Origin of the sequence: Flectobacillus sp., assembly GCF_049240685.1 — a bacterium.
Lineage (GTDB): Bacteria > Bacteroidota > Bacteroidia > Cytophagales > Spirosomataceae > Flectobacillus.
The window spans coordinates 1-13,689 of sequence record NZ_JBMLSD010000436.1 but is presented as its reverse complement, the minus strand read 5'-3'; the positions used below and the strand labels follow the sequence as shown (position 1 = coordinate 13,689).

10 protein-coding genes are annotated in these 13,689 nt (G+C 38.7%); 5 read left to right on the top strand and 5 right to left on the bottom strand.

Annotation, left to right across the window (positions count from 1 at the left end; translation table 11 throughout):
* Nucleotides 1–53: 53 nt before the first annotated feature.
* Both ACOVQ4_RS20000 and ACOVQ4_RS19995 read right to left on the bottom strand, forming a co-directional pair.
* Nucleotides 54–1,088 (bottom strand): WD40/YVTN/BNR-like repeat-containing protein, encoded by a 1,035-nt coding sequence (locus ACOVQ4_RS20000; RefSeq protein ID WP_421822373.1) that lies wholly within the window; start codon nt 1,086–1,088, stop codon nt 54–56.
* A gap of 85 nt (nt 1,089–1,173) precedes the next feature.
* A complete protein-coding gene (locus tag ACOVQ4_RS19995; RefSeq protein WP_421822372.1) occupies nt 1,174–3,570 on the bottom strand; it encodes a T9SS type A sorting domain-containing protein in 2,397 nt (798 codons plus the stop codon).
* 852 nt (nt 3,571–4,422) lie between these two features.
* Between ACOVQ4_RS19995 and ACOVQ4_RS19990 the strand changes: the two genes are divergently transcribed.
* Nucleotides 4,423–6,081, top strand: coding sequence for a fatty acid--CoA ligase (locus ACOVQ4_RS19990; protein WP_421822371.1), 1,659 nt, complete (start codon nt 4,423–4,425; stop codon nt 6,079–6,081).
* 144 nt (nt 6,082–6,225) lie between these two features.
* A complete protein-coding gene (locus ACOVQ4_RS19985; protein ID WP_421822370.1) occupies nt 6,226–6,810 on the top strand; it encodes a precorrin-2 dehydrogenase/sirohydrochlorin ferrochelatase family protein in 585 nt (194 codons plus the stop codon).
* Nucleotides 6,811–6,812: 2 nt separating this feature from the next.
* On the opposite strand, the gene ACOVQ4_RS19980 is transcribed toward ACOVQ4_RS19985, so the two are convergent.
* A complete protein-coding gene (locus ACOVQ4_RS19980) occupies nt 6,813–7,574 on the bottom strand; it encodes a LytR/AlgR family response regulator transcription factor (protein WP_421822369.1) in 762 nt (253 codons plus the stop codon).
* A 123-nt stretch (nt 7,575–7,697) separates the two neighbouring features.
* Nucleotides 7,698–8,780 carry a class II fructose-bisphosphate aldolase gene (gene fbaA / locus ACOVQ4_RS19975; RefSeq protein ID WP_421822368.1) on the bottom strand — a complete coding sequence of 361 codons (1,083 nt, stop codon included), beginning with the start codon at nt 8,778–8,780 and terminating at the stop codon, nt 7,698–7,700.
* 542 nt (nt 8,781–9,322) lie between these two features.
* On the opposite strand from fbaA, the gene ACOVQ4_RS19970 reads away from it, so the two are divergent.
* Together ACOVQ4_RS19970 and cysM are read left to right on the top strand one after the other, a co-directional pair.
* Nucleotides 9,323–10,123: a serine O-acetyltransferase gene (locus ACOVQ4_RS19970; RefSeq protein WP_421822367.1), complete on the top strand. Its 801-nt coding sequence runs from the start codon at nt 9,323–9,325 to the stop codon at nt 10,121–10,123.
* Between the two features lie 98 nt (nt 10,124–10,221).
* Nucleotides 10,222–11,106 carry a cysteine synthase CysM gene (cysM, locus tag ACOVQ4_RS19965; protein WP_166578222.1) on the top strand — a complete coding sequence of 295 codons (885 nt, stop codon included), beginning with the start codon at nt 10,222–10,224 and terminating at the stop codon, nt 11,104–11,106.
* 202 nt (nt 11,107–11,308) lie between these two features.
* On the opposite strand, the gene ACOVQ4_RS19960 is transcribed toward cysM, so the two are convergent.
* Nucleotides 11,309–12,241, bottom strand: a complete 933-nt coding sequence (locus ACOVQ4_RS19960; protein ID WP_421822366.1) for a methylenetetrahydrofolate reductase — start codon at nt 12,239–12,241, stop codon at nt 11,309–11,311.
* A 227-nt stretch (nt 12,242–12,468) separates the two neighbouring features.
* Between ACOVQ4_RS19960 and ACOVQ4_RS19955 the strand changes: the two genes are divergently transcribed.
* The coding region (locus tag ACOVQ4_RS19955) for an RsmB/NOP family class I SAM-dependent RNA methyltransferase (RefSeq protein WP_421822365.1) at nt 12,469–13,689 on the top strand (1,221 nt) is incomplete at its 3' end.

The window sequence follows — 13,689 nt, the reverse complement described above, 5'->3', positions numbered from 1 at the left end:
CTCAATCGCTAAATTAGGGATGACTCATGTTTATCTTTTCTAATTTTACTAGTCTACTTTAAAAAATCTGTATTCAAGCGTGCAACTGTCCCTTTCCCTCCAACGACCCAAACACTATTACCAACGGTACTAATTGCATGAAATGGCGTCTTATCTATCATATTCCAGCTTTTTCCAAAGTCTTTCGAATAGCTTGTGCCTGATGGACCAACCGCAATAAGGATTCTCTTTTGCCATACACCGACTCCTTCTTTCAGGCCAGCAGGATTGGTATTAGCCTCCAGCTGCCACGTTTTTCCAGCATCAGCAGTGACCAATACATTGGGTAAGTCTTTATCAACCTCCAGATAGTCGCCACCTACAGCCACCCCATGCTGGTTATCCCAAAATTTCATTCCAAACAAACCTGATGCTTTACCTGCAGGCACAGGAGTATCGATAGCCTCCCATGTTTGCCCTTGGTTTAAAGTTCTAAATACGCGTGCCGACTCAGCTCCTCCTGTACATATATATGCCTGTTTTTTACCTACAGTAATCATACTAGTCCCAGAAGCTGCAAATGCTGCCTCTGTGCCTTTATTGGCTGGTAAAGTGATCGGGACAAGTCTTTCCCATGTTTTACCTGCGTCTTTAGTTTTGAGTAAAAACCAGCGTCCTTCTACAGGATCAGAGAAAACTAAACCTGTTTTTTTATCCCAGAAATCAATACCATCAAAGAAAACACCCTTTTCCTCTGTTTGAAATACCAAACTCCACGTTTTTCCAGCATCATTGGTACGATAAATTTTGGCAGCACCCTCAGATGCTTCCCCTGCACTCACAATGATTGCCTCTTTGTCATTAAAGGCATAGATATCTCTAAAGTCTAATTTCTCTGCACCAGAAACGTTGAGCACTTGCCAATTTTGCCCGCCATCTATCGTTCTCAACACCGTTCCTTTGCTACCGCTAATCCAGACGATACTTTCTGAAACAGCATGCACTGTTCTAAAGCTTGCTGTGGTATTAATCTTTTGGTGAATCCATTGTGCCTTGGATGACGAAGTCAAAATAGAAAGTAGTAAGCAAAGAAAGAATATATTTCTCATAGGGTTTGTTGAATATTGAAGGTTTATGTAAAAATAAAAGCCCCATCATTGGAGCAATGATGGGGCTTTGGGCAATATATTTTTATTATCTATTGATGATAATACGTTTTGTTAATTCAAATCCATCAGCTTGGAATCTAAACAAGTAAGACCCTTCAGGCTGATTTCTCAAGTCAACCACCACTTTACCCGTGATAGTAGGAATTGAGCCTGTGTAAATCAAACGGCCAATCATGTCATAGATTGAGAAACTTACTTTGTTATAATTCTCTAGAGTTTCTACAGTAACTAGACCATTACTTGGGTTTGGATAAATTGCTAAACCTTTCAACTCTGGCTCTTCTTTAAATGTGTAAGCCTTAGAATAATCAGTATAACAAACTAAAGTATTTAACGGAGCAGGTACAGCATAAACTACTTTTCTACGAGCAGAGTAATCGCCATAACGATTAGCTTTGATGCTTTCTTCCACAAAAGTCAACACTTCAGAACCATATTTCCACTGATAATCTGTACCATCTGGGAAATTAGTAGCTTTCAAGGTAAATGCACCATCTTTGACGATACTAGCAGCAGAAGCACTAGGGCTTTCTTTAACAGTAACCGTAATTACATTCGAACGAGCGGATACACAACCATTAGCATCTTTTGCCGTTGCAGAATACTGTCCTGACAATTTTACTGCATCCAAAACTTTGCTAACCAAACCTGTATTCCAAGTTACCTCATTTGAGCTAGATGCTGTTAATCTTACGCTATTTTCTTTAGTATAATCTGTAACATCTCTTGAGCAGAAAGTAACTGCCCCTTCGGCTGTAACTACTGGCGCAGCTGGTAAAGGCAATACCGTAATTGAAGTAGTATCAGAAAGAGGTGACACACAACCACGAGGGTCTATTACTCTTACTGCAGCTTTAGTGGTAACTTTAATTGTGATTGAACGAGTAGTGTCATTAGTAGTCCATCTGTATCTAGTTGTTTCACCCGAAGCTAGCACTGATGATTCAAGAACGATACTTCTATCGGCACAAATTTTCACAGCTCCATCACCTTTTACCGTAACAGTCGGTTTGGCAGGCAATGCATAAACAGTTACACGGATAGCGTCCGATGTTGGCGACAAACAGTTATTTGTATCACGAACAGCCACAGTGTAAGAACCAGCCTTAGTTACTTTTATAGCTTTAGTTGTTTCACCTGAGCTCCAAGTGTATTTACTTTGAGTAGATGAAGTCAAGTTTACACTAAATCCATCGCAGAATGCGAGTGGGCCATCCGAAGATATTGTTGGTTTTGCAGGTAATGCATATACCTTCACAATCGTGGTATCAGAAGTTGGAGACACACAACCACTTGTATCAATTACCTGAACTGCATACTTCCCTACCGCATTGATACCTCTAATACTAGCAGTAGTTGCGCCAGTATTCCATTTGTATTGAAACCCTAAACTTGAAGTCAATGTCAAAGTATCTCCGCTACAGATTCCAGCATTTTTCTTAGAAGCAGTAATTACTGGCTTAGCTGGAACTGTCAAAGCTTTTAGATTGATTGGGTTCGACAACTTAGATACACAACCCTGACGGTTTTCTACAGTTTGAACTTGAATTTTTGCTGTCTTGCTAAATTTGATAGAGCTTTTGTTGCCCAACGAATCTTGGTAGACACCGTTTACATACCATTTATAATCTTTTACGTGTGTTGCACTATCAGATTTCAACGAAACCACTTTGCCTTGACAGAACAAAGAATCACCTGTAATGACAGGTTGTTTTTGAATTTCGATAAACAACACAAAAACATAATTGCTTGAGAATTGTGTACCAGCAGGAGTTGGGCAATTTCGGGAGATTGCTCTTACCGAATAGTTACCTGTAAGGTCAACTTCGATTTGGGAAGAACCTTGACCTTGCGTATTTCCAGAAGTAACACCAGTAGCGCCATCTCTGTCCCATACATAATCGTAGCTAGGATCTGTTACAGTAGATGCTATTCGAACAGGTTCTTTGGCTTGACCTTGGCAAGTTTCATAATAGCTAAAACTACCTGTATTCACAGAATAAACTTGAGGGCGTGGTGGGATTCTAGCGTAAATAACATTTGCTGGAGCAGAAGGAAGACTATACACTGAAGCCTCTTCACATTTTGCATAAAAACTTGCATTCTGAGTTAGACGTCTTTCCAAGTAGGCGCCTGTACCTATTTCAGCATTGTCTGAACTATTGTACCAGTGAATAGTACCAGAGTTACAATTCTCAGCAATCAAGCCTACATAGAGACCTTCATCACTAGGGCCATTTTCGTAGCCACATTTGAGAACTTTGTAAGTTGCATAAGGAGCAACAGGCGCTGCTTCCACTGATGCTTTTGGCTTCTTATTGGACAAGACTCCGCCTTCTGTCAATGGCTTAGCCCATGAGGTCACAGAACCTACCACTAATAATGCTAAAGCTAAAAAACTGTTGCGAGTAAGGGTGCTCATAAGTTAACAAGTATTTAAGAAACGATATTAGGTTAAGATTACTCATTTACTTGCGAATTGAATCCAAATGAGTAGTGTTTGAATATTCGCAAAAGTTGCCATTAAATACTAAAACACTAAGTAAATTTAAGGGATGAACGATGATATACCATAGAAAAAGGGATAAACTTTTTAAACGGCATAATGGCTATTTTCTTCTTTTTCAAGAAGTTTCTCCTCAAACTCAGTCTCTACTTTTAGTAACTTTAATTGACCACTTCTAGGGCAAAAAAAAGTATCTCAACCCTTTACACAATGCTTTTAAGTTGATTATGAAATATTTAAGAATTTATTGAAATTATAATCGGCTTCTCTTTAATAATTTTAACAAGCACTTAGGCGTGGTGATATAGATTGGTTTTCGAAATATATCGAATTTTCAACAAACATATAAGAAATTATCAACAATTAATAGTTTAATTTTTCGTTTGACACCTTTTCCTTTACAAAAAATGACTCATATCATTCTGCCAACTTCTTTATATTACTTAATTCTGCTTAAGTTGGTACGCAAAACAAAATTCAAGTTTTGTGCATCAGGCTTTCAGGTATCAGCTTTCGGCGGTGGGCTTTGGAAAAAAGCATAGCTGTGGTTAATAAAAACATTTTAACACTCTGTGCCTTGTGCCTGTTGCCTTGTCCCTAAACTTATAACTTAAATCTAATTTTGTTCATTTACTTACGTTAATTTATTCTCATAAGGTTTGGTTTTTGTCGCTGTTAATTAAAATTGTTTTGTATCTTTGAAAAAACATTAACCATTTAATATTTTTTATAAATATTTCAAGTAGAAATACTTAATACTTTAAGACTATGAAAATTAAAAAACTCCCTGTGGCTTCGCAGGCTTTTGAATATCCGTTGCTTATAAAAAGTATTTTAGCCTATTCTACCAAGCTTGAACCAAACCGAGAGATTGTTTATCGAGACCTTGTCCGTTATAATTATATTACACTCAACCAACGAGTAGCTCAGCTTGCTAATGTGTTTTCTTCTATTGGCATTGATGGTGGTCAAACTGTCGCAGTATTAGATTATGATTCTCATCGTTACTTAGAATGTTTTTTTGGCGTTCCGATGACTGGGAATATTTTACACACCATCAACTGGAGATTATCAGCTGCTCAAATATTATACACAATTAATCATGCAGAGGATGCTATCATCATCTGTCATTTAGACTTTTTGCCTTTGCTAGAATCGCTCGCAAGCGAACTTTCGACAGTCAAGGGTATTATTGTTTGTACGGATGGGCAATTGTTACCGCAAAGTGATAAATTAGTGATTTTAGGAGAATACGAAGCTCTCTTGACTCAGGCCTCAAACGAATTTTTATTTGAAGATTTTGATGAGAATGCTGTTGCTACAACCTTTTATACTACTGGTACAACTGGTAATCCTAAAGGTGTATTCTTTACACACCGTCAGCTTGTGCTACATACTTTAGCCTTATGCTTTACTTTCGGAACTGTTGATGGTACTTGCAGATTTAAGAGTTCTGATGTGTATATGCCCCTAACTCCAATGTTTCACGTACATGCATGGGGATTTCCGTATGTGGCTACTATGGCTGGAGCCAAGCAAGTATATGTTGGAAAATTTGAGCCAGAGATTGTCTTAAAATGTTTTATCAAGGAGCAACCCACCTTCTCGCATTGTGTGCCGACGATTCTGCAAATGTTTGTAAACCATCCAGCTACACAGCAAATCGACTTATCTAAATGGAAAGTTGTAATTGGCGGGTCTGCTTTACCCAAGGCTTTGGCAAAAGCTGCACTTTTGCGTGGGGTAGATGTCATAACAGGATATGGAATGTCCGAAACTTGCCCAATTTTGTCTACGGTTTACCTAAATGCTACCGATAAGGCTAATCCTGATTTAGATTTTCAAGTAGACGCTCGCACACGTACAGGTACTCCATCTGTATTTGTTGATTTAAGACTCATAGATGCCGAAGGACGAGCTGTTGAAGCAAATGGCGAAGATATTGGAGAAATTACAGTACGAACGCCTTGGCTCACACAAGGGTATTTTAAAGATACCGAAAAATCAGAGGAACTTTGGAAAGACGGCTGGTTACATACTGGAGATGTGGCTGCTCTCGACCAAAACTATTCTCTCAAAATCAGTGATCGAATCAAAGATGTGATCAAATCTGGTGGAGAATGGGTAAGTTCGATTGAGCTCGAAAATATGATTGGCACACTTGAGGCTGTTCAAGAGGTAGCTGTGGTAGGCATTCCAGACGAAAAATGGGGCGAAAGACCTTATGCACTCATTGTGCTCAAAGAAGGGGAAAATCTTAGTAAAGACGAACTAAAAGTACACATGAAGCAATTTGTTGATGCGGGTAAAATAACTCCTTGGACGATTCCTGACGCAATTAATTTTACGACCATGATTCCTAAGACCTCTGTTGGCAAAATCGACAAAAAAGCTATACGTGCTACGGTAGATACGATTGTGTCCTAAATTGGTTCAAAAAATGTTTTATATAAATGCTTGATTACATAAACCTTGTTGGGATTCTCGACAAGGTTTTTTGTTTGTTTTAAGGCAGAATTCAAACAATTTTATAGAACTTCGCTTTACCAAAAAGACAATCACTCCAAAATTATGGCACAAAACGACTTATTCCCTATTTTCTTAAAACTAAATACCTTAGATGTTCTATTGGTAGGAGCTGGTAATGTAGGGCTTGAAAAAATATCGGCAATGTTACAAAATAGCCCCGAAGCACGAATCACCGTAGTTGCCCCGATGATACTAGATAGCTTTAGAGAGTTTATTAGTAATTACCAGCAAGTCCAGATTATTGAAAGAGGTTTTGAAGAACATGACCTAAATGAAAAGGATTTAGTAATTCTAGCAACCGACAATCCTCAACTTCATGCCGAAATTAAGGCTATCACAAAACAAAAAAGAATCTTGTGCAATGTGGCAGATACACCACATTTATGCGATTTTTATCTAGGTTCTATTGTTCAAAAAGGTGATTTAAAGATAGCCATATCCACAAACGGCAAGTCGCCAACAATGGCCAAACGCATCAGGGAGTTTTTGGATGATATTATTCCAGACAATATTCAAAATCTCCTCGACAATCTTCGTGAAATAAGAAAATCGATTCAAGGAGATTTTCAGGAAAAAATCAGGGTACTCAACGAGATAACCGCCTCAATAGTTGAGAAGAATAAATAGTTTTAGAGAAAATCAAAATAACGCATAAAATCGTCTTTATAATTACGCCCTAGAGGAATTGTGTATTTTCCCATAGTGATTTCATGGTCATTGAAAGATTCTATTTGATCAATATTGATGGCAAAAGAACGGTGAGTTCGTACCAATTTATCAAAATTAATGCGTTCCAAAACCCCATTTAAAGTCAAACGTAAAGTAAATTTTTTTGAACTTGTAATAATATGCACATAGTTGTTATCGGACTCCAAGTACAAAATTTCGCTAAGTTTGACTTTATTAAACTGATAACTTTGTTTAATAAAAATGAAATTATCGATTTGTAAAATCGATTCTCGGGTAGCACTAGGTTCTTTTGAAACGGGATTCAACACCTTCATATTAGACAATTCTTCTTTGGCTTTAGCAAAATTATGAATAGCCAAATCAATAGAAATCCTTAGAGCAACATCGTTAATAGGTTTTGTAAGATAGGCTGAAGGGGAGGTTTCTTTGGCGCGCTCAAGGGTTTCCTCATCCGTTTGACCCGATAAATAAACAATTGGTACTGACTTTATCTGTTTTAAGTGTTGGGCAGTAATTATGCCGTCCCAGCTACCTTTCAGTTGAATATCGAGTAAAACCAAATCCACTTCATTGGCTTTGAACAAAGCTAGCGCATCTTTGCCGTTATCAGCAACCTCCAACACATCATATCCCTCAGCCTCAAGTCGAGCAACGAGATCCATGCCTACAATAGCTTCATCCTCTACGATTAAAATGGTCATAATTCTTAGTTTCTATAACTTTGGTATGTTTAGCAGGTAACAAATTTGACGGCATTTCTTGATAAAACAAAAGCCGTTCAATAAATCCTATTGAACGGCTTCGAACTAATATTTATTGTATGACTACAAGTAGTTGTTTACATCTAAAGAGTTAAGATCTTCGAATGCCAATTTCAAACGGCTAACGAAAGTTTCTTCACCTTTACGTAACCAAACGCGTGGGTCATAGTATTTTTTGTTTGGAGAATCTTCCCCTTCAGGGTTACCGATTTGTCCTTGCAAATAACCTTCTTTTGCTTTGTAGTATCCTAAAATACCTTCCCAGAATGCCCATTGCAAGTCTGTATCGATATTCATTTTGATAGCACCGTAAGAAATAGCTTCACGGATTTCTTCGCGAGACGAACCAGAACCACCGTGGAATACGAAGTTGATTGGCTTCTCAGCTTCCAAACCGTATTTCTCTTTGATAAAATCTTGAGAATTTTTCAAGATAACTGGTTGCAACTTCACGTTACCTGGCTTGTATACACCATGTACGTTACCAAATGCAGCAGCGATAGTGAAACGGTGAGAAATTTTGCTCAATTCTTCATAAGCATACGCTACTTCAGAAGGCTGGGTATATAATTTAGATGAATCAACGTCTGAGTTGTCAACGCCATCTTCTTCGCCACCAGTTACACCCAACTCAATTTCAAGAGTCATGCCTAACTTAGCCATTCTTTCAAGATATTTTGCACAGATTTCGATGTTTTCGTGCAAAGGCTCTTCAGAAAGGTCAATCATGTGTGAAGAGAAAAGTGGCTTACCATATTGTGCATAGAATTTTTCACCTGCATCCAAAAGACCGTCTAACCAAGGCAACAATTTTTTTGCACAGTGGTCTGTGTGTAAGATTACTTGCACGCCATACGCTTCGGCCAATTGGTGTACGTGATGAGCTCCAGAGATTGCACCTGCAATAGATGCTTCTTGTTTGCCATTTGGTAAAGATTTACCAGCATAGAACTGAGCACCACCATTTGAGAACTGAATGATTACTGGAGAATTAACAGCTTTTGCAGCTTCTAATACACCATTAACAGTGTCTGTACCTGTTACGTTAACAGCGGGTAATGCAAATTGATGTTTTTTGGCAACTTCGAAGAGTTCTTGCACTGCATCTCCATGCAATACACCTTTTTGAGTAGCTAAACTTGACATAGTGAAATTTTTTCTTGTTAAAAACGTACTCTACCTAATTTTTCAATTAAATAGTAGTCAAAATTAATAATTTATCCTTGCTTTTTGATAAAAACACAAAATATAATTTGGCAACAAAGGCTAATTGCATCTTTTGATAATATAGATATCTGTATTTTTAGAAACTCCTCTTCTTCTTTTACAGAAAAAACCTAATCTACTGTATCTCAGCACACAAATAGCTCAAAACAAAGCCATTCCTTTGAACCTCTTCATAACAAGTGCTCTATCATCTGGGGAAGATTTAGGACTTAATCTTCTTGAGATTATTTCACAAAAATACGAATCTATTTGGCATTATAATCGTTAAAATAACATTGATATTGAATTGGCCTGATACATTCCAATAATAGCTTCTTGAAGATTTATGGTCGGAATGTCTGGAAGGTATCAAGCAATAACCAAGTTTATTAGTAGGATATTCGTTAGTCTAGGCGCAATTACCTAATTTTGTCTCATAATTTCTCAATGATTAATAGACGTTTACCAAACGTTCAGCGTACATGTTACCAAAAGACTTTTTAGAGGCATTAAGCCAAAAACATACCAAGTCCAATACCTTCCCTTCTACGTCGGCGGTCAAAGAGTTGTTTACTGATATCATGCTCACGCTTTTTCCAGAGCAAACCCAAAGACACTATGGCTGTTTGGATGAGCTTCAAGAGGCTTTTGACCAAATCGAGCTAAGACTCACACGTCTATTGCGCTCTATGCAGATGCATCTCGATGAAGATGCCCGCGTTTTGGCGACCAACTATATTCAAAAGCTCCCCGAAATTTACAGAGTTCTATTGACTGATGTTCAAGCAACCTTGCTTGGTGACCCAGCAGCTCAAAGTGAGTATGAAGTAATACGAGCTTATCCGGGCTTTTATGCGATTGCTTTTTATCGTTTGGCTCATGCTCTTTATCAAATGAATGTGCCAATGCTTCCTCGTATTTTAACAGAGTACGCTCACTCTAAAACAGGCATTGACATTCATCCTGGTGCAGATATCGACGAATATTTTATGATAGATCATGGTACAGGTGTGGTAGTTGGCGAAACTACAACCATCGGAAAACATGTAAAATTGTATCAAGGCGTTACTTTAGGAGCACTGTCGGTAAGTAAAGAAATGGCGTCGCTCAAACGTCATCCAACCATCGAAGACCATGTGGTGATTTATTCGGGAGCAACAATCTTGGGTGGCGAAACAGTTGTGGGTGCGCATTCGATTATTGGTGGTAATGTATGGCTAACTAGAAGTGTGCCTCCTCAAACCAAAATTTACCATCAAGAACAAGTAAAGATATTAAATTAAGCATTGGGCGATTGGCTATGGTCTTTGAGCAGGAATTATCCAGAAAATCGTACACTTGTTAGAATCTCATAGCAATTTGCTCATATAAAATACAAATTATGGCAACACTTTTGGATTTGGTGGGAAATACCCCGCTGGTTGAATTAAATCGTATTAATCCTAATCCTAATGTAAAAATTCTAGGAAAATTAGAAGGCAACAACCCAGGGGGCTCTGTCAAAGATCGTGCAGCTTATGGCATGATTAAAGGTGCATTGGAAAGAGGTGAAATCACCCCAGGAATAAAACTCATCGAAGCGACTTCAGGTAATACTGGTATTGCCTTGGCAATGATTGCTCGTCTTTTTGACATTGATATAGAATTGGTAATGCCCGAAAACTCTACTCGTGAGCGTGTATTGACGATGGAAGCATTTGGGGCTAAGGTTACACTTACACCAGCCTCAGAGGGTATCGAAGGTTCTCGTGACTATGCAGAAGCGCAGGTAGCTAAAGGGGGCTTTTTGATGTTGAATCAATTTGCTAATCCAGACAACTACATGGCGCATTATCATAGCACAGGGCCCGAAATCTGGCGTGATACCAACCAAACAGTAACGCACTTTGTAAGCTCAATGGGAACAACGGGTACGATTATGGGCACTTCCAAATTTTTGAAGGAAGTAAATCCAGCTATTCAAATTGTAGGTTGTCAGCCAACAGAAGGCTCAAAAATCCCAGGTATACGTCGTTGGCCTGAAGAATATCTTCCTAAAATTTATGACCCAAGTCGTGTAGACCGAGTAATGGATATTTCGGAAGAAGAAGCGCGTGCCATGGCCAATACCTTGGCAAAAGTGGAAGGTGTTTTTGGAGGAATGAGTAGTGGTGGCGCGGCATCGGCGGCTGTACGCTTAGCACAAGAATTAGAATCAGGAGTAATTGTATGTATTATCTGTGATCGTGGCGACAGATATTTGTCAAGCGACCTTTTTGGCGCGTAAAACCCGAATTTAATTGAGTGATTTAGTGGTTGAGCGAATGAGTGATTGTTTTATTTGTAGAGACGCAATACTTTGCGTCTAATGTGGAGTCATACAATAGGATAGTATCAAAAAAGCGGTCGGAAAACAATTTCCGACCGCTTTTTTGATCTGACTTGGCTTGAGACGTAAAATATTACGTCTCTACAGTTGACACCAACTATTATTTGCGTAAACCTTCTGCTTTCAACATCTCCCCTATCTGGTTTACCATTGCAATCGACGCTTCGATTTCTTCTTTACGAATCGCTACACTTTCAATATTAAACCCTACCGGTACTCCTAATTGCAAACAATAGTTGATTAGCTCATCTGCAATAGTTATGCATACTTCTACAGACCTTGCCAAGATATTTTCTGAAGCCTTAAACTCTTCTTTCAACTCCTCTGGAATGTGAATCCCTAACCATTCCATAAAATGTAATGTTTTCAAAGACCCACAGGCTGTTAGCGTAAAGATAATCGTTGGAATTTCCTGATTTTTCGCTTGACAGGCTTGTACCAAAGCATCTAACATCGCTTTGGCATAATCGACATTAAATACACATTGCGACACAAAATAACTTACTCCCGACGATACTTTATCCAAAATACGTTGATCTTCATCCTTCAATACCGCATGACGTTCAGGAATCGTGACAGCACCAATGACCGATTGGTCTTGATATTGTCTCCAAACATTATAAGCTTCTGGTAAACTGGTAACAGGCACAAAATCTGGAGAAGGTACCCCCACAAATACAGGCGAAAAACCATGAGCCACTACATCGCTCAACCAAACATTCAATTCTTCTTTTGTAAATTTACCTGCTGGACGATAGATAATTTTGGGTACTTGTAGCGAGGATAAATGGTTTTTGGCAAACTCAAAAGGATCGTGAGCACTAATAAATGGAAAAGGGCGCTCTTCGCTAGTACGAGCTGATTCGTCTTGAACATCATACACGACTAAAGCATCAATATCGAGATTGTGTAAACGAGCTAATGTTTTCTCTGCAATTTCTATTACTTTTTCTGGACCAACCTGTGCTTTGGGAGGCGTTATTCCATACAATAAGATACCAGACTCTTTTGATTTGATTTTATCTAAAAACATAAATTATTGACAAGATTGTGTAATCGGTTAACAGGATTACGTGGTAAGAGATAAGCATTTAGCTTATTGGGCTACAAAGGTAGCAGGAAGATTTGTGATTATAGAATCAAAATGAAAGGTTTTCTTGAGAATTGATAATGAATGAAATATCCATGCTATGATTCTTTATCCTTTCCAAACTCCCAAAAAATTCGGAACTTTGTGGTTTCATACAAAAATACAATCACATGAGAATACATCGCCCTTTGGCAGATGCCGTTGTTGGGACTTTACAAGAAATCTTTTTGAATAAACGTCAAGCAGACCGTGCTATAGAATATGTACTAAAATCAAACCGTAAGTGGGGAAGCCGTGACCGTGGGTTCATTGCCGAAAACACTTACGAAATTGTTCGCTGGTGGCGTATGCTCCATTTTGTGATTGAAGCACCCGAATCACTCAATAAATATCATTTCTGGCATGCGTTTGGTGCTTGGCAGTTGCTCAAAGCCAAACATGCTAATTCTGACGAGGCACTTTTTCGCTTACCAGATTGGGTTGAGTTTTCGAAAGTAAATACCAACCGTATTTTTAGTCGTTACGAAGAAGCCAAAAATATTCGTAAAATAATCGAATCTGTTCCAGATTGGTTAGATGCCCTTGGAGAAGCAGAGCTAGGCACTGAGAAATGGAATAAAGAAATTCATGCACTAAATCAGCAAGCACCTGTTATTTTGCGTGTTAACTCTCTTAAATCAAACCGTGAACACGTTGCGGATTTGTTGGGTGATGAAGACATTAATGCTGATTACAACAATGAACTGCCCGATGCGCTTATCCTTGAAGGCCGCCCAAGTGTATTCAAAACATCTATGTTTAAGGATGGCTTTTTTGAAGTACAAGATGCAGCCTCACAATTGGTAGCACCTATGTTGGATGTAAAAGCTGGTATGCGCGTGATTGATGCATGTGCTGGAGCGGGTGGTAAAACCTTGCATATTGCGGCTTTGATGGAAAACAAAGGACGCATTATCGCGATGGACGTAGAAGAGCGTAAGCTTCAAGAATTACAAAAACGTGCTCGTCGTGCTGGTGCCATGAATCTCGAAACTCGTTTGATTGAGCCTAAAACTATCAAGCGTTTACAGGAAAGTGCCGACCGTTTGCTGCTCGATGTTCCATGTTCGGGCTTAGGGGTAATTCGTCGTAACCCAGATGCTAAGTGGAAACTTACACCAGAATTTATCGAAAACCTTCGCACAATTCAATATAACATTCTTACTCAATATTCATCTATGTTGAAAAAGGGTGGAAAAATGGTTTTTGCTACATGTAGTTTACTACCTTCTGAAAGTGAAGACCACGTACGTCGTTTCTTGGCTGAACAAGGCGAGCAATGGGAATTGTTAGAAGAACGTCGTACCTCGCCTGCTGAGGATGGATACGATGGTTTTTATATGGCTTGTTTG